A 19,125-nucleotide genomic window follows, 5' to 3' on the forward strand; every position below is an offset into this window, starting at 1 on the left:
CCAAAAAATAATATGGGTGATATCGTTATCAATGACTTAAGAAAGGCTTTAGAGAATGAGAGAAAAGCAAGGTTAGAAGCTGAAAAGAAATTAGAGGCTTATATTAGTCAATCAGAACAAAAAATTAAGGCTTTAAAGGAAAAGACTCATTCATTTCAAGAAGAACTTTTACAAAAGGATTCTGAACTCAAAGGAATTTTTGAAAATATAAATGATGCATTTGTTTTAATTGATTTAAAAGGAAATGTAATTAAAATGAATGATATAGCTATAGCTATGTTTGGCTATAATTATGACGCAAGTAAACCGTTAAACTTAATGAAAATAGTTCACCCTGAGGACTATGAATATACGTTAAAAGCTTTTCAAAATTTAGTCAAACAAGGTTTTTATTCAAAATATAGATCAAGAATTATTACTAAAGATAAAACAATTAAAACTTTAGAAGTTAACTGTAGTTTGGTTTATAATAGAAAAGGTGAGGTTACTGGTGCGCAAGGTATTGCTAGAGATATTACTGAGGAAATAAAAATTCGAGAATTATTAGAAGAACAAAAACATCAATTAGATATAATTTTTAATAATTCACCAATCGGAATTGTTTTGTCTGAAGAACATGATGACGATTTTGTGTTTGCAAACAATACAATAACTAAGATGCTAGGTTATACTTTAGAGGAAATGAGAGCTTTAACTGTAAATGAGTTTACTCATCCAGATGATAGAGAAGTATCAAGAATTTTAAGGGGGAAAATATCTTCTGGAGAAATTAACAATTTTACTCAAGAGAAGAGGTACATTAAAAAAGATGGTGATATTTTATGGGCAAAAACTATCGTGAATTCTGTAAAAAGCCCAGAAAGTAATTTAAAATTTCAAGTAGCTACTGTTGAGGATATAACAGAAAATAAATTAGCAAAGCAGAAGTTAATTGAGTCGGAAAATAGATTAACATCTTTAATTTCGAATTTAGATAGTGCCGTTTTATTAGAAAATGAAAAAAGAGAAATTGTAATTTCTAATAAAAAGATGTGTGAAATTTTTTCAATTCCAATGGAACCTATGGAATTAATAGGGTTGAATTGTTTGAAAATGTTGGATGATACAAAGCATCTTTTTGAAAGACCAGATTATTTCGCTGCTAGAATTAATAAACTTATCAAAGATAAGAAAGTAGTTTTAGGTGATGAGTTGAGATTAATAGATGGTAGGATTTTAGAGAGAGATTATATTCCGATATCTAAAGATGATGAATATAAAGGACATCTATGGACATACAGAGATGTTACATTATCTAGAAATTACAGAAAAAGTTTAGAAACTCACAAAAAAAGATATAGCAATATAATTGCTAATCTTAAGCTAGGATTAGTTGAACTAGATCGAAGAAATAAAATTTTATCAGCGAATAATAATTTTATGAAAATGACTGGTTTTGAAGAAGAAAAAATTGTTAATAAAGATATTAGAGATTTATTCAAAAAAGAAAAAATTATAGAATTTATTCAGCAAAGAAATAAAGATAAAAAAGGAAAAAAATCTGGTTCTTATGAGTTTAAATTTATTAACAACTTAAATCAGGAAAAAGTATTATTAGTAAGTGCTGCACCAAATTTTGATATTCAGGGAGAAATTACTGGTTCTATAGGTATTGTTTTAGATATTACTCATATAAAAAAGTTAGAATCTCAAAAAGAAGAATTATTAAAAAAGTTAGAACAAAGAAATATCGAATTAGAAGAGTATGCTCATATTGTTTCGCATGATTTAAAATCACCTTTGCGTAGTATTTCTGCTTTAACTAGTTGGTTGAAAGAAGACTACGGTGTAGAGTTAGGGGAGGAAGGAACTCAGAATATAGACATGATTCAAGAGGTGGTTGAAAAAATGGAACGTTTAATTAATGATATTCTTAATTACTCTAGTATCAACAATGATGGCGCTCCTTCTGAAGAAATTGATACTTATAAAATAATATATGACATAAGTAAGCTAATTTATGTGCCTAAGCATATTAAAATACAAATTGATAAAAACTTGCCTAAAATTAAAGCAGATAAGGTAAGAATACAACAGCTTTTTCAAAATTTAATGAGCAATGCTGTTAACTATATTGATAAAAAAGAAGGATTAATTTCTGTTCATGTCAAAGAAAAAAAGAAAAGCTATGTCTTTAGTGTTAAAGATAATGGTGTCGGAATAAAGAAAGAATATCATAATAAAATATTTGAAGTTTTTCAATCTTTAGGAAATCATAAAGATTCTACTGGAATTGGACTTTCCATTGTTAAAAAAATTGTTGATGTTTACAATGGAAAAATATGGTTGGAAAGTGAAGAGGGGGTAGGAACAACATTTTATATAGAATTTAACAAATAAAATAATGAATTCGGAGAAACCAAATCTTAACTACATCAAAGAATTATCTGGAGGAGATCAGGAGTTTGAAGAGAAAATGCTTTCGATTTTAAAAAATGAACTACCAGTAGAGATAAAAACATATGAGAATCATGTTGAAAATCAAGATTTTAAACAAATAGCAGAGATAGTTCATAAAATTAAACATAAAATTAGTATTTTAGGCTTAGAGAAATCATATGAATCAGCTGTAACATATGAAAAAGAACTCTTAAATGGAGTTATAAAAGGGCATGCTGATTTCTTAGAAATATTAACTAAAATGTCTAGTTTTTTAGACAATGCGTAAAAATTATTTAAATACATGAATTGTTTAATTATTGATGATGAATCTACTGCAAGAACAATAGTAAACCAACTTTGTAAAAGTGAAGGGTCTTTAAATGTGTTAGAAGAGTTTTCTAACGCTTTACAAGCAATTAAGTATTTAAATCAGAATGAAGTTGATCTAATATTTTTAGATATTCACATGCCAGATTTTACTGGGTTCGATTTAATTCAAACGTTAAAAAATCCTCCAAGAATAATTTTAACAACTTCTGATCAAAAGTTTGCTATTGATGCTTTTGAATATGAATGTATTGTAGATTATTTGGTTAAACCAATAACTTTACCGCGTTTTATTAAAGCAGTAGAGAAAGCCAAAAAGTTTACGTTTAGTACTCAAAATAATTCAATTAATACCGCTAAAGATGAATCTAAAGAAAAAGAAGAAGATCAACAGTTGTATATTAATATTGATAGAAGATTAATTAAAATTGAAATACCAAGTATAAATATTGTTGAGGCAAAAGGAGACTATATTTTAATTAAAACTAAAGATAAAAATTATACAGTACATTCAACACTTAAGAAGATAGAAGAAAAACTACCAAACGACTTATTTTTAAAAGTACACAGATCATATATTATTAATCTTAAAAAAATAGTTGATATAGAAGATAATAGTGTTCTTATTGAAAAAGACGTTATTCCTGTAAGTAGATCTAATCGTTCTGAATTAATGAAAAGATTAAATTTGTTATAGACTTTTTTTATTAATATTATTTCAAACTCTATAATTTAGAGCCCAAATCCACGTACACTATTCAAAACATTTTAAGTTTGTGTTTTTAGTTTAAATACAAGTGTATATCGTATTTAATAACTTTATACTCAAGTATTATGTCTAATAAAACTTTCCTTTTATTAATTGGAATCCTATATTTTAATATAAGTTGATTTTTTAAATTCAAAGGTTAAAAAATATTTATAAAAAGTTTATGCATTTTTATGAAGTAATGAAGTATGAAAAATCAGTTTAACGAGTATACTAAACCGTTTATCTAAGGTTAAATGTACAATAGCTAAAAAATATTTTTTAGAGTGTAACTGTCTGTATATTTGAAGTGTAAATAAGAAATAGTTAAAGTATAATATATACATAAAAGTTTTGTTTTTTTCATTATTTGAAAATATCCTTCTTTAAATTGAAGGTTTTTAGATTTATTTGGTTGATTAAAAAAAGCCTTTTGCAGACCCCAATTGCAAAAGGCTTTTTATTTGATTTAAAAGCTATCATTTTTTGAGTGATAGTTTAAATTTTCTATTTATCGAATATTTTATACCGTTTGTCTAAACTAAAACGTATAGTGACTAATTAAATAGATTTACAGATGTAGGTAGTTGTATATTTACATTGTAGATTAAAAATTAAAAGTATAATATATACATAAAAGTTTTGTTTTTTTCATTATTTGAAAATATCCTTCTTAGAAATTGAAGGTTTTTTAGATTTATTTGGTTGATTAATAAAGCCTTTTGCAATCCCCAATTGCAAAAGGTTTTTTTTATGTTACAAATTTTGAAATGACATGTTATTGTTCGTGTAAAAGAGAATGGTTAATTTTTTCATAGTTTAAATCCAAAAAAACTTTGTTCTTAAAAAATTTAGTTTTTTATGTTTTTACAGTTTAGCGATATTGATTGTGTTTTTAACTTTGGAACTTATATTATGTGTCGAAATTTGCTATATCATAATATATATCAGTGCTATCTTTGAAGTGTAAGTTAGAAAGTATATTAATCCCTATATATTAAAAGTTTTTGTTTTTTTCATTATTTGAAAATATCCTTCTTAGAAATTGAAGGTTTTTTAGATTTATTTGGTTGATTAATGGAGCCTTTTGCAATTCTCAATTGCAAAAGGTTTTATTATTTAGGTAAAGTAGTTAAATAATTGATGCTCTTGTAATAAAGATGCTTTTATAATTCTTATTTTAATTTTAGATAGGTTTATTTTTTATGTATTTCAATTCAACGATACTGATTGTAGTTTTAGCTTAGTTAGTTGTATTATGTGTCGAAATTTGCTATATCATAATATATATCAGTGCTATCTTTGAAGTGTAAGTTAGAAAGTATATTAATCCCTATATATTAAAAGTTTTTGTTTTTTTCATTATTTGAAAATATCCTTCTTAGAAATTGAAGGTTTTTTAGATTTATTTGGTTGATTAATGGAGCCTTTTGCAATCCCCAATTGCAAAAGGTTTTATTATTTAGGTAAAGTAGTTAAATAATTGATGCTCTTGTAATAAAGATGCTTTTATAATTCTTATTTTAATTTTAGATAGGTTTATTTTTTATGCATTTCAATTTAACGAAACTGATTGTAGTTTTAGCTTAGGTAGTCGTATTATGTATCGAAATTTGCTGTGTCATAATAGGTTTCAATACTATCTTTGAAGTATAAGTTAGAAAGTATATTAATCCCTATATATTAAAAGTTTTTGTTTTTTTCATTATTTGAAAATATCCTTCTTAGAGTTGAAGGTTTTTTAGATTTATTTGGTTGATTAATGGAACCTTTTGCAATCCCCAATTGCAAAAGGTTTTATTATTTAGATAAAGTAGTTAAATAGTTGGTATTCTAGTAATAAAGATGCTTTTATAATTCTTATTTTAATTTTAGATAGTTTTATTTTTTCATGTATTTCAATTCAACGACACTGATTGTAGTTTTAGCTTAGTTAGTTGTATTATGTGTCGAAATTTGCTGTATCAGAATAGATATCAGTACTATCTTTGAAGTATAAGATAGAAAGTATATTATTCCCTATATATATAAAAGTTTAGTTTTTTTCATTATTTGAATTTTTTTAGATAAAAAAAGGTTTAGATTTATTTGGTTAATTAATAAGAGCCTTTTGCAATCCCCAATTGCAAAAGGCTTTTTTAATTTAAACATTTAGAGTCATTTTTTTGTGAAAACAGTTCGTCGAATATTTATGCTATTTTACCTATAGTTATATAGTAGACATCGATTTTAATAAATAAAGATGCTTAATGCTTTTTATTTTTAAATTATTAATAAGTTTTTTAGAATAGTTTATAGTAGATAGAAGTACCCCAAATCTTAAAAATTTTATTTTTCATTATTTGAAAAACCCGCTTCATATAGAAGCATTTAGATTTATTTGGTTGATAAACCCTTTTACAGCTTTGTAAAAGGGTTTTTTATTTTAATGCGCTTTTACCAAAATACCATTTCAAAGAAATACCAAGATTTGTAAAAGTAAAACCTCCAACTGTTGCTGACGCAATATTTGTGTGTTGACCAAAAACATGAGCAAAAAATCGATCTGAAAATTTATATCCTAATCTTGTTTGAATTCTATAAGTTAATTGCTTAGAATTATCTTCTATAAATTGAAAACCAGTAGCTCCGCTAATCCAATAATACCAGTTTTCAGGAAGAATATTATTGGCATCTTTCAATAATTCTAAGAAGATTTCTACATTGTTAAACTTTTCAGGACTAAAATATATTGAAGGAACCTGTTGATTAAAAGTAATAAATTGATAATTCAATCCACCTTTTAAAACTGGATCAGCCATAAAATTATAGTATAATGAAGTAAAGAATAAGTTTCTTTGATTACCATCGCTTAATTGAGTTAAAAAGTACTGATTAAACCAACCAAAATTGAAGTTTGTATTAATATTATAGTTTGCATAGTAATTATCGTTTACAATTCTTCTATTTAATAAATCAGCATTAAAACTTTCTAATTGTTTACTGTAACCAATTTCAAGATTTTGCAGATTAAATGGCTTAATGTGAAAAGCTAAATTGGCAGAGAATTGATTATAACTAATATTTTCAGAATCTACTTTATTTATTCCTATGCTAGAAACTAATTTCAATCTAGGTAAAAGAACATAGTTTAAACCTCCATTAAAATTAATAGCACTTGTGGAAACTCCAGTGTTTTTATTTTCTGTATCTCTAAAATCTAAACTAGAAGTTAGTGTAAAACGTGTATTTAAAGGATATTCAATAGAGGTGTTTGAAGCATACGAAACATTATCTCCACTGTCATAACTATAATTAAAACGTTGCTTTATATGAGGTGTAAATTGTAATAAGAGTTTTTTCTCTAAAGATATGGCATCTTTTTGGTTAGGGAATATTTCTAGAGTTTTTTTAACCGCAGCATATGTTTTTTTAAGTTGAGTGTTTGCAAAAAAAGCATTAGCAATTCCTAAATTACCATCAAAAGATTTTGTGTCATTATCTAAAATTTTCTGGTAATAGTTTATGCTTTCTGAAGCATTACCACGATATATTTGCAAAGTAGCGTTTAATGCATGAACCCAGTTTCGTTCACCATAATCATTATATAGTTTTTGTATTTCTGTTTTAGCTAAACCGTTTTTCTTATTCCAAACTAAAGCTTGTACATAACGTTCTTTTGTTCTTTCTATATATGGAGCTTCTTCATCAGAAGGAAGTTTTCTGATAGCTTTTTCTGATAATCTTAATGCTGTTCTGTCATTTTTTTCTAAATGAGCTATCAAAGACAATCCGTTTAAGGAAATGATAGAATCTTTTTTAGTGCTTAAATTTTTAGAATAATTAATTTTTGCTTTTTCATAGTCTTTTTGAGATAAGTAAATATTTGTTTGTAATTGAAGTGATTGCTTATCATCTTTAAAGTCTTTAAAGTTGTCTTCTAAAATAGATAAAGCTTTATTGTGTTCTTCTTGTTTAAACAATTGATCTGCTAAACCTAATCGAATAAATTTTCTAGATACCATTGCATTTGGATTGTTTGGCGAAACTTCCAAGGCTTTATTTACATATTCTAAAGCCGGTACATAATCTTTTAAATTAGACAATGTATTTGCATATCCTAATAATGCATTAAAACTATTAGGTTGCTCTTTTAAAAGGGTAGTGTAATAGGCTTTAGCTTTTGGGTATTCTTTTCCCCAAAGTAAAGATTCTGCATAATTTAATTTAATTTCAAAATCATTTGGATACTTTTCTAAAAGTTTAGAAAATAAAGAAGTTGCTTCTTGTGTACTTCCAGTTAAACCTAAGGCTCTTCCGTAACAAAGTTTAGCTGTTTTGTTATTAGGAGTTTCTTTTAATACTGTTTCGAAGAATAATTTGGCATTTTTAAAATCACCAGTTTCAAGCATTTTAAAACCTTTATCCATATTCACTTGTGAGAATAAAGAAGAAATGTTTAAACAAATGATAAGAATTATGAGGGACAGTTTTTCTTTCATTTACAAAATTTTAATATAATAAATAAAGTGATCTTAAATATACTTCTTTCTTTTTTAAAAAAAATATATGTTAATAGGTTAAAAATATGTAAATTAGAAGAGATATAACTTATGAGATCGAAATTATTATCCCCGAAATCAATTCGACCAGAACAAGTATTCATGATTAGTGCATTGTTTGTAAATGCAGGTAATTATTTATACAATTTAATTGTAGGAAGAATTTTAGGACCTACTGCTTTTGCAGATGCAGCAATACTAATTACTTTTTTGTTGGTTTTGTCTTTTATTGCAATGACTTTTCAATTGGTTACCGCTAAATATACTGTGATTTTCGATGGTGAAGTAGAAGATAGCTTTATAAAATATATTACCAAAAGGACTTTAATAGTAGGGATTATTCTAGGAATAGTAATAGTGGCTTTTTCAAAAAATCTTCAAGAAATATTCAATACAAGTACGTCATTAATGTTTACTATTTTCGGAATAGGTGTTCCTATTTATTTCGTAATGAGTGTAAATAGAGGTTTTTTTCAAGGGAATAAAAAATTTGTTGAATTATCGATAACCTACCAAGGAGAAATGTTAAGCAGGTTAATAATAACAATTTTATTATTGTACTTGTTATCTAATATGCAGTCATCAATAGTAATTTCTATAGGAATTCTTATTTCACTTTTCTTTAGTTTGTTCCCTTATGCTTTAAAAAAAGCTTTTAAACCAGTTTTAACATTAAATGAATCTCAAAAAAAGTTAGTGATAAAATTTTTCATTCTAACAGCTTTTTATGAGTGTACTCAAATAATCATTAACAATAGCGATATATTATTAGTTAAATATTATTTCGATAATTATAATGCAGGTTTATATGCTTCACTCGCTTTAATAGGAAGAGTAGTGTATTTTGTAGCTTGGATGTTTGTAATGTTATTACTTCCTGCTGTTGTAAATAAAGAGAAAGAAGGATTACCACATGGTGCGATACTTTTAAAATACGTTGGCTACATTAGTATTCTTTCTTTTACAATTGTTTTAGGAAGTTATTTATTCCCAGAACTTGTAGTGAATGTTTTATTTGGAGAAGCATATATTGCAATTGCTCCTCTATTATGGAAATATGCATTAGCAACTTCTATTTTTGCAATCTCTAATGTTTTTGCATATTATTTTTTATCAATAGATCAATATATACCAGTAATTATTACTGGAATTTTAGGTATAACTCAGGTACTTTTAATTATTTACTTTCATAGTAGTTTAGAGGAAGTTGTAATTGTACAAATAATTGCAATGTCTGTATTGCTAGTTGTACAACTTTTCTTTTTCTTTTTAAAAACTTTCAAAAAACAAAAGACTGAACTACAATAAAATGTATTTCATCTAAAGTTTAATGTTTATAAACGAAATCGGTTGTTTTTTAGTGGGTTAAGGTAGATATTTAGTAGTGCTCTAAAAAAAACTCAAGCATATGAAATTAGCTATAGTTACCGCATTTCCTCCAAGTAAAGTAACATTAAATGAGTACGGATATCATTTAGTGAAACAGTTCAGACTAAATCATAGAGTAGAAGAGTTAATTTTATTAACCGATGAAACTGTAAAAGAAGAGCACTTATTTTTTGAAGAAGAAGGTTGTAAAGTAAGTATTAAAAATTGTTGGAAATTTAATAGTTATAAAAACTTAATTAGAGTTAATAAAGCATTAAATGAAACCAAGCCAGATGCTGTTTTGTATAACCTTCAATTTTTAAAGTTTGGAGATAAAAAAATACCTGCAGCTTTAGGTTTAATGATGCCTTATTTAAGTAAACTTAAGAAAATTCCAACAATAGTTTTATTACATAATATTTTAGAACAAGTAGATCTAAACAGTGCAGGAATTACTAAAAATAAGTTGTTGCAAAAAACTTATGGGTTAATAGGAACTATTTTGACGCGATTTTTATTAAAAGCAGATTATGTAGCACTAACAATTCAAAAATTCGTAGATACATTAAAAGATAAATATAAGACAGATAAGGCAATATTAATTCCTCACGGAACTTTTGAAATGCCGCCAGAACCAGATTATGCTTTGCCTGAAGGACCAAAAAAAGTAATGGCTTTCGGAAAATTTGGAACTTATAAGAGAGTAGAGGTGATGATTGAAGCTGTTGAAAGAGTTAGAGAGTTAACTAATGAGAGTTTAGAAATTGTAGTGGCAGGAACAGATAGCCCAAATACACCAGGTTATATAGAAGAGATGAAGCAAAAATATGCTCACGTTCCAGGTTTACATTTTACAGGATATGTAGCAGAAGAAGATGTTCCTATTATTTTTGGAGAAAGCACAGTAGTAGTTTTTCCATATACATCAACTACTGGAAGTTCTGGAGTTTTGCATCAAGCAGGTAGTTATGGTAAAGCTGTAATTATGCCTAATTTAGGAGACTTAACAGATTTAATTCAAGATGAAGGTTATAGAGGTGAATTCTTTGAGCCAGATAATGTTGAGTCATTAGCAACAGCTATAAAAAATGTAGTAACAAATGATGTGTATCGTTTAGAATTAGCTCAGGCTAATTATAAAGCAGCAGCGTCTTTACCTATGTCTGAAGTAGCAGAGATGTACTTAAATTATTTCGATAAAATTTTAAATAAAAATGATGTAGTTAAAACTCCAGAATTTATTTCGGAGTAATAAATTCAAACGAAGGTTTTTTGTTTCCATTTTTATCGATAAAGCCAAAATGCTTTTGTTTGTTTCTTTTCCATGGCATTTTTCCTGCTACAGAAGATGGTATTTTTGTAAAATCATAAAGCGTCCACGACATGTGTGATACATTGTACTTAGTAAAGTAACCTTGCATTTTTTCATGGTATTTTGCTTGAGATTTTTTAGAATCACCCATAAATAAATTCCAAATACTTTTATAGGAAGGAACACCAAACTCTTCGACCAGTATTGGTTTTTTAGTAGTTTCTTTTAAAGATGAAAAATCATTTTCAAAATTATCGTTAAAATGGTGAAATGAGACTAAGTCAACAGTGTTTGTTAAGTTTTTAGCTGCTTTAAAATTCGACCAACCAATCGTTATTAAATGATTTGAGTCGTGTTTTTTTATCTCTTTAGTCATATACTCTAACCATTTTAAAACATTCAGTTCTCCTCTGTTTTTAAAATCTAAATCGGGTTCATTTTTTATATCCCAAGCAATTATAGTTGTATTATCTTTAAAATAAGTAACAATACTTTCTGCATGTCTATGAGTTAAAGTCCAATCTTGCACAGTATAATCACCATAAAAATCGAATAAAGTAACAATAACTTTTAAGTTATGTTTTTTAGCAAGATTTATAGTTTCTTCAAGTTTTTTTAATTTTTCAGGTTTAACATTCGCTTTTCCAAAATCTTCATACTGAACAAAAATTCTTATAGTATTTAATTTTAAATCACTAATAAATTTAAAATCTTTATCTATAATTTCTGTATTGAATTTTTTACCAAACATATCCCAAGGAGTTTCTTGCGGATAGTAATTTATTCCTTGTATTTTAAATGGAATGTTATTTAAGAAAATAGAGTCATTTTTTGTCGTAGCAAATTGACTTCCTTTTATTTCTTGTAGTTTCTTTTCGTTTTCGTCTTTAACCAAATGACGAATTCTCCAGAATCCATCTTCTAAAAGCATCATAACATGATATGTAGAAGATAATTCTGTGTCAAAAACAAATTTCCCATCTTTAAAAACACGTTGATATTCAACAACATTTTCATCAGTAAAAGTTACTAATTGTCCGTCTGCACTGTAGAAGTTTATTTTAGGTTGATGTTGTAAAGTGGTAGTTTCTACATTTAATTTTTGACTATTATTATATTTTATGGTGTTTATTAAGTTCTTTTGAACACTATCTGTATAATAATCTTTTAGTCCATAAGGATTATTTTCACGATAGGCTATATTTTTTATATGCCAAGCGTTAAGGTAATCTTTTTGAATTTCTTTTAATGTTTGTTTTTCCATAGGTCTACCAGGATTTTCTATAGAACTCCATTTTATTTTGGGTAGATAAACTTGAACACTTTCAATCGGGAGGTGTAGTATAGATGCACGATCTGCTCCTGTATTTAAAAAACTAAAAACGACACTAATTCCATAAATACAAATAGAACATAGAAAAACAAATAGAAAAACAAGTAAAGCTTTATGTCTTTTTTTAGTAGTCATATTATTTTTTTAATTCTTTAATAAAACTTTTAGTAATTCCTCCAGTTTTTACATCTAATCTATAAAATCCATTAACATAAAAATCTGGGTGTAAATGGAATTTTGCATATCCCTTACGTGTAGGGATTTCTTTAATCTCTATTAAAGAATCATTTTTTATAATTTTTAATTGAGTTAAAAAACCATCTGGGATTAATTGATTCATAAAACTTTTAATAGGTCCTATTTTAATTTCTCTGTTAGTTTTAGAAAAATTAATATTAAAATCGTTAAAAAGTTTTTTGAATTTAATGTTTAAAGTATCACTTTCTGCAATTCCGTCAATATAAGCATGTGTTTTCCATGATTCTTGATGATTTGGATGTAACATTTTAGCAGTTGCTATTCCAGAAATTGTATTTCCATATGATGTAAGTATATCACCTTCAGAGTTTCTGGTTATGAATGTTACATGGGTGCCATCGCTAACAATATTATCATATTCATCTTTAATGATGGAAGTTTTAAAACTTGTAATTTGATTTCCATCTGCAAAATCATGAAACCTAGATGAAGAAATAGTAAAATTTACAGCATTGTTAGGGTATACTTCTACAGTAATTTCTTTAGAAGGAACTTTGTTGCATTCTGAATTAACTAAAAAACGTCCAGACTTTTTATAAGAAAATACTCTTTTCCAAGCAACGAGTCTTTTTATTTTTTCAGTAGAAGAAATAATTCGAGATTCGAATTGATGATTAATAATAACATCTGTGTCATCAAGTAAAGGATTATCGAATTCATCAGTTGGAGAAACAGTTAACATAAAATAATCAACACCGCCAGCAACTATACTTGGAGGTCCGGCATAAGATTCCATTATAGTTTTTTTATTAGATGGAGTAACATTAATACTTCCAGATAAAATAGTTTTGTTTTTATTAAAAACTTTCCATTGAATAATTCCTCTTTTATTTGAAATATGCTCTGGTATTTTAAAATGAAGTTCATTTTCTTCTATTATTGGATTTAACACAACTGTTGAATAGGAATTAGTACAAAATAATTTAAAGCTTTTAGAAGATGAAGAAAAAATTAAATTGATAGGGTATCCAGCTCTAGTTTCATTGATTAGAGTTTTTATATTTATTTTATTATTTTCTTCATTTTTAATTGTTTTAAAAGAAGAAAAGAAAAAAACTAACACAATTTTAATTATAATATGTAGTTTCTTAAATATCATTAATTAGGGTTTCCAATATAGTTGTCAGTTTCTATTTTAATAAAATTAAAACCATTTCCTTTAACTTTAATTAAATTATTTTTTAAATGATTTGTTAAACGTTTCGGAACCATTTTTTCAGATATATCTTCATTAGGTAAACCATTAACAAAACAAAAATCTAACTTGTCATAAATTACTTTAATACTATCTAAACTAGGAGGATGAAAACTGAAATTTTGTTTTCTTTGTTGGCGAACACTTTCTTTTAGAAAATTATGATCAACCCATAATAATTCCTTTTTTTCATTATAGTATGAAAGTAGTAATTGTGTTATGGTAGCTTCTTCTGTTCCTGTATTAAAAAGATTTCCTTTAATCTCTGTTTTATTTACTTTTATACCATTTAAACTTATTTTCTTATAAAGATCTGTTTTAGCTACATTTCCTTCACAATGTAAGTTAAATAATATCGGTTGTTCTTCAAATTCTGTTGGTGTAAATTCATCTGGATTAAAGATTTTTGGAATAGAGTCTTTAGTTTTAGACCAAGCAATACCTTCAAAGTCAATTCTGAAATTAGAAGTTTCCTTAGGCATTAATTTATGTTTTATATGATGTTTTGCATTAAACTGAGCTAATAATTTATCGTTATTATTGTAAAGAGTAGCTTTTATTATTACATCGGCAGGAACATTATCTACATTCTGAATTGTTCCTATAACTGCATAACTTTTATCTTTTTTTACAAGTTTTGCTTGAAGTACTTCTAAAACAGGTTGTTTTAAAACATCTTCATGTAAAGTTTGTTGTGTTGTAATTCTTCTTCTACCGTGATTAAAGTATGTAGTTTTATTAATAATCATTAACTGATCAGGAGGAAGATCTGTGTTAGGTTTAGGAATTTTTATAAACCATTTTCCTTTACGTTTAATAACTTCAAAATTATGTTGTTTATTAATTTTTTCTAAAGGAGTAACCCATTTTGTTTTAACATGAGCTTTAGCCAAATTTTTTGTTTCATTTTTTATAATGATGTCAATAGAGTTTAATTTCGCATAAGAGCTAAGTAATCCATCATTAACAGCTATTTCTAACATATATTGATCTAGTCCAATATTGATTTCAGGATCTACAAAAGAATGAGCTTGTTCAAATCGTTTAAAATCTAAAGCATCAAAGTAAGCTTTAACAACACTTTTAGGAGATATTTGAGTTTTATTTTCAATATAAAAATAATACATTCCATAACTAATACAAATTAAAATTAAGGCTCCCCACAGAATAGAAAATTTTAAAAGCCTCTTAGAAAAATGATTATAATTAAAGTTAAAATTTAAATAATCTGGTTTTTCATGTTTTCTGATTTTTAAAACACGAATTGCTATAGATTGAATATTAATAAGTAATAAAGTTAAAATAACTGTAGAGAATGGTATAATTCCCCACATTATTTTTTGAAATTTAGGTACTTCCTCTTTGGGTAAAATTGTAGATAAAGGTGGAACACCTAAACGTTCCCATACCATAATTCCATTTTCTAATTGTCTAAGTCTTTGCCATCCACAGAAATAAAGGATGGGATCATAAAATTTGTCATTTGAAAAAATATATTTTAAGTTGTATTTCTCAGGAACTGTTAAAAATTGTTGTAATGAACCTAAGCCTTCTATTCCTCTAAATTTTGAATTTTCTAATCGTTCAACAGCTCTTGTTGTAAGTTCAGGAAGTCTTCTTGCCGAGTGATAATTACCATCTACACTCATAGCTTTTGTTTGTGCTCCTAACCAGGCTATTTGATCACCAAAACCTAAAGTTAAATACCTCCAGTGATCGTGTTGATCTTGATTTAAAAAATTAACAATAGGAAGCATTTTTATTTTTTGGGGTTGTAAAGGTCTAAAATAACCTAAACTAATAGTGAAAATAGACATGAATAAAAGTCCAGAAGCCAGTAATCCACCAATTATTCTATGGTTAACAGCACCAAATGTTTTTTGATACAATTCTTTTAAATCTGTTTCTATAAACCGGTAAGCAAATTCACCAAAAATAGGGATTGACATAATTGAAGCCCATAAAGTAAATCTATCTAAAGTAAGAATATTAAACGCATTATTTCCCAAAAGCATTTTAGGAATAGGTGTTGTACCACCAGTCCCTAAAATAGTAAACATAGTGATTGACAAACCAAAAAAGATATAACGTTTGTGATAATACCTGAAAAAGATATACGGAAATAAGAAGAGTAATATTCCCCAAGGAATTATGAAAAATACTAATCCAGAAGAAGTTACTTCTAAGAAATTATCTCGTGATCCATGAGGAATTGGAACTTGTGTTATAGGGTTTTTCTTTGTGTTTATCCAATATGGTAAAATACAAACTATAATCAAAAGTAAAGAAGTGAGACCAAAAAGTAACATTCTTTTGAATAGTTTTAAAAAAACTCGTATAAATAACTTTACATCTACATTTTTTAAACTTCCAGATTCTTCGGCGGCATAATCCATTATCACAGTTCCAATAAGAGGAAAAATAAAAAATACCATTCCAAAAATTGGAGTGACATGATGTGAGGTAACAGTAACTGATATTAAAGCTATAGATTTAAAAAAATATTTATACTCCCCTTTTTTAAGCCATAAATATATTTCTGGTAGAGAGTGCATTAAAACAGAAATGCCTATAATACTAGGTAATTGACCAAAAACATGTAGTGTTTCAGCAAATGCAGAAGAAAAAACAGCCAAAAGTGCGGCGTAACCAGCAACTTTTTTATTTCCAGTAATAAGTAAAGAAAATCGATAAGATCCTGTTATGAATAATATTACTGCTATTATAGCTACAGTAAATAACCCAAATTTTAATCCACCTAACATAGAAAAAAGACCAATAGCTTGATGAACCAGAGGAGGATACCCCATTACTGTAAAACCAGTATACCAACTATAATTCCATGGTTCAAACCAACTATTAGCATAATGGTTAGCAAAAAATAAATGAATTAAAGCATCATAAGTATATTCCAAAGTAAAGAAAATACAAGTAGTATGATAAACAATTCCTATTAGTAAGGCGGAGATTAAATATTTATTGGTTTTTTTACTCAATAATAGTTTTTCTTTAAATATACAATAAAGGAATATAGTTTGAAATAACATTCGTCGATTTAAATAAGTAATTGGTCTAAAAAGGGGTTTACACTCAGGTATTTAAATCTATAATTGTTATATTGTATTTACTATCCCAATAGTAAATGTTAATCATAAAAAAACAAGTAAGCGAATGAAAATTGTAGCCATTGATGACCAAAAACTAGTTCTACTTTCTATAGAAAAAAAACTTTCTGATTTGGGTTATGAGGTTTATACAGCTAAAACTGGCCAAGGTGGTGTTGAGTTGATAGATAAAATAAATCCATGTTTAGTAATTGTAGATATAAATCTTAGACATATGTCTGGTTTAGAAATAACAAAATATGTTAAAGAATCGCCTAATTTAAAAGCAAAAGTTATAATTTTATCAGGAGAAACACAAGAAGAAACAATCATAAAAGGTTATAATTTAGGAGCAGATGACTTTATGAAAAAACCCGTCTCTTTAAACGAAATTGTTGTAAGAGTTAAACGATTAATTGGAGCTCCGAATAAGAAGAAAAAAAATAATTTAGAAACCTATAGTTCAAATGGATTAATAAGAGAGAAGTGTATTGGTGTAGTTATTCCGTGTTATAATGAGGAAGATCGATTGTTAAGCGATGAATTTACAGAGTTTGTATATGCAAACTTAGGTTACCACTTGTGTTTTGTAAATGATGGTAGTACTGATAATACTCTTAATGTCTTAAATAAATTAAGTAAAGGAAGAGAAGATTATATTAGTGTATATGATTGTGAGAAAAATGGCGGAAAAGCAGAAGCAGTACGTTTAGGAATGTTACACTTAGCTAAAAATGTCGAACTGGATTATATTGGTTTTTTAGATGCTGATTTATCTACAGATTTTAAAGATTTTGATGATTTGGTAAAAACCATTGAAACAACAAATTATAAAATAGTTAGTGGTTCAAGAATTAGTAGGATGGGAGCTAATATTAATAAACAATCAGCTCGTCAGATTATTAGTTTAACAATTAACTATATTATTCAGAAAATTTTAGGGATGAAATTTCAAGACACTCAATGTGGAGCTAAAATTTTAGATAAAGATATTATTCCTCTTTTGTTTGAAAAAAAATTTGTTACAAGGTGGCTTTTTGATGTTGAAATGTTTCTAAGGTTAAAAAAGAAATATGGAGAAGAAACTAAAAAATTAATATGTGAACAACCTTTAAAAAGATGGGAACATGTAGATGGATCCAAATTATCAATGAAAGATTCGTTAAAGATTGCTTTTCAGTTAACTAAGATTGCTACACATTACAGATAAACCTATTTTTTATTTTAAAATATGAATTTTAAATTGTATATTTAAAACGGAAAGAATTTATATAAATATCGGGGATAGAGAGTGATTATTTACTAACCACAATACTATCGCGTATGAAAATAGTTGCTTTCGATCATAATAAATTGATCTTATTATCTCTTAAAAAAAAGTTATCTGAAATAGGATATAGTACCAAAATAGCTAGAACTAGTAAACAAGCTATACAATTAATTGAAGAAACTCAGCCAGACCTTGTCACTTTAGATATCAGCGATTCAGATTTTTCTGGAATCGATGTTTTAAAATATTTAAAAGAATCTTCATTAAAAACGAAAATTGTAATTATTTCTGAAGACACTGAAGATACAGACATTATTGATTTATTTGACTATGGTATCGATGATTTTATTAAAAAACCAGCTACACTAAGTGAAATTGTAGTTAGAATTAATAAAATAATAGGTTTATGTCCTATTCCCCAAGAATTACTTTTAAAAGGAGAGTCTCTTCTAATAAGGGAAAAGTGTATTGGAGTTGTTATTCCATGTTACAATGAAGAGAGTAGGCTTTCTGAAGTAGAATTCAAACGATTTGTTAGTACTAATATTGGTTATCATTTATGTTTTGTAAATGATGGAAGTTCAGATGGAACGTTGGAAGAATTAAAAGCTTTAAGGAAAGGAAGAGAAGATTATATTAGTGTTTTAAATTGTGAAAAGAATGGGGGTAAAGCAGAGGCTGTTCGTTTAGGTATGCTCCATTTAGCTAAAAATACTGATTTAAAATTTGATTATATTGGTTTTTTAGATGCTGATTTATCCACAGACTTGCATGATTTTGATGATTTATTTAGAACAATTACTACTTCTAATTATAAAGTTGTTAGCGGTTCTAGAATCGAAAGAATGGGAGCAAATATTACAAAACAATCGGCAAGGAAAGTTATTAGTTTAACAATCAATTTTATTATTCAAAAAATTCTAGGCATGAATTTTAAGGATACACAATGTGGAGCTAAAATTATGGAAAAAGATTTGATTCCATTATTATTCGGAAAGAAGTTTATTACAAGATGGCTTTTTGATGTTGAAATGTTTTTAAGACTCAAAAAGAAATACGGAGAAGAAACAAAACATTTAATATGTGAACAACCTTTAAAAAGATGGGTTCATATGGATGGGTCAAAGCTTTCAATGAAAGATTCTTTAAAGATAGCTTTCCAATTAACAAAAATAGCAACGCACTACAGATCATAAAAAAAGCTCCAAATTTGGAGCTTTTTTATTCTCTACAGGGTAAATAACCCGA

The 19,125-nt window shown here is 26.9% G+C and carries 11 protein-coding genes; 7 read left to right on the plus strand and 4 right to left on the minus strand.

Going from position 1 to position 19,125, the window contains the following annotated elements; translation table 11 throughout:
- Positions 1-12: 12 nt before the first annotated feature.
- From ACSIGC_RS16655 to ACSIGC_RS16665, 3 genes are read left to right on the plus strand one after another with little or no spacing between them, the layout of a single operon-like run.
- Entirely contained in the window at positions 13-2,379 is a 2,367-nt protein-coding gene (locus ACSIGC_RS16655) for a PAS domain-containing sensor histidine kinase (protein ID WP_442265903.1), read from the plus strand.
- Positions 2,380-2,383: 4 nt separating this feature from the next.
- Positions 2,384-2,707, plus strand: coding sequence for an Hpt domain-containing protein (locus tag ACSIGC_RS16660; protein WP_442265904.1), 324 nt, complete (start codon positions 2,384-2,386; stop codon positions 2,705-2,707).
- A gap of 15 nt (positions 2,708-2,722) precedes the next feature.
- Complete coding sequence (locus tag ACSIGC_RS16665) at positions 2,723-3,445, plus strand: LytR/AlgR family response regulator transcription factor (RefSeq protein ID WP_442265905.1); 723 nt, start codon at positions 2,723-2,725, stop codon at positions 3,443-3,445.
- 2,471 nt (positions 3,446-5,916) lie between these two features.
- Here ACSIGC_RS16665 and ACSIGC_RS16670 read toward each other — a convergent pair.
- Positions 5,917-7,977 carry a tetratricopeptide repeat protein gene (locus ACSIGC_RS16670; protein WP_442265906.1) on the minus strand — a complete coding sequence of 687 codons (2,061 nt, stop codon included), beginning with the start codon at positions 7,975-7,977 and terminating at the stop codon, positions 5,917-5,919.
- A 162-nt stretch (positions 7,978-8,139) separates the two neighbouring features.
- Here ACSIGC_RS16670 and ACSIGC_RS16675 point away from each other — a divergent pair, with 162 nt between their 5' ends.
- Both ACSIGC_RS16675 and ACSIGC_RS16680 read left to right on the plus strand, forming a co-directional pair.
- Positions 8,140-9,345, plus strand: a complete 1,206-nt coding sequence (locus ACSIGC_RS16675; protein ID WP_442265907.1) for an oligosaccharide flippase family protein — start codon at positions 8,140-8,142, stop codon at positions 9,343-9,345.
- Positions 9,346-9,445: 100 nt separating this feature from the next.
- Positions 9,446-10,657 carry a glycosyltransferase gene (locus tag ACSIGC_RS16680; RefSeq protein WP_442265908.1) on the plus strand — a complete coding sequence of 404 codons (1,212 nt, stop codon included), beginning with the start codon at positions 9,446-9,448 and terminating at the stop codon, positions 10,655-10,657.
- Here ACSIGC_RS16680 and ACSIGC_RS16685 read toward each other — a convergent pair.
- The 3 genes from ACSIGC_RS16685 to ACSIGC_RS16695 are packed head-to-tail and all read right to left on the minus strand — an operon-like array spanning position 10,644 to position 16,499.
- Entirely contained in the window at positions 10,644-12,185 is a 1,542-nt protein-coding gene (locus ACSIGC_RS16685; protein ID WP_442265909.1) for a glycosyl hydrolase family 5, read from the minus strand. The two genes, ACSIGC_RS16680 and ACSIGC_RS16685, sit on opposite strands and share 14 nt — an antisense overlap.
- Position 12,186: 1 nt before the next feature.
- Complete coding sequence (locus ACSIGC_RS16690; RefSeq protein ID WP_442265910.1) at positions 12,187-13,407, minus strand: hypothetical protein; 1,221 nt, start codon at positions 13,405-13,407, stop codon at positions 12,187-12,189.
- Positions 13,407-16,499, minus strand: coding sequence for a hypothetical protein (locus ACSIGC_RS16695; RefSeq protein WP_442265911.1), 3,093 nt, complete (start codon positions 16,497-16,499; stop codon positions 13,407-13,409). The genes ACSIGC_RS16690 and ACSIGC_RS16695 overlap by 1 nt, the downstream gene beginning before the upstream one ends.
- Positions 16,500-16,674: 175 nt before the next feature.
- Here ACSIGC_RS16695 and ACSIGC_RS16700 point away from each other — a divergent pair, with 175 nt between their 5' ends.
- Together ACSIGC_RS16700 and ACSIGC_RS16705 are read left to right on the plus strand one after the other, a co-directional pair.
- Positions 16,675-17,817 (plus strand): response regulator, encoded by a 1,143-nt coding sequence (locus tag ACSIGC_RS16700; RefSeq protein WP_442265912.1) that lies wholly within the window; start codon positions 16,675-16,677, stop codon positions 17,815-17,817.
- 113 nt (positions 17,818-17,930) lie between these two features.
- Positions 17,931-19,073 carry a glycosyltransferase gene (locus ACSIGC_RS16705; protein WP_442265913.1) on the plus strand — a complete coding sequence of 381 codons (1,143 nt, stop codon included), beginning with the start codon at positions 17,931-17,933 and terminating at the stop codon, positions 19,071-19,073.
- Positions 19,074-19,125 lie beyond the last annotated feature (52 nt).

This window comes from Tenacibaculum aquaeponti, from assembly GCF_052084715.1.
Classification (GTDB): Bacteria; Bacteroidota; Bacteroidia; order Flavobacteriales; family Flavobacteriaceae; genus Polaribacter.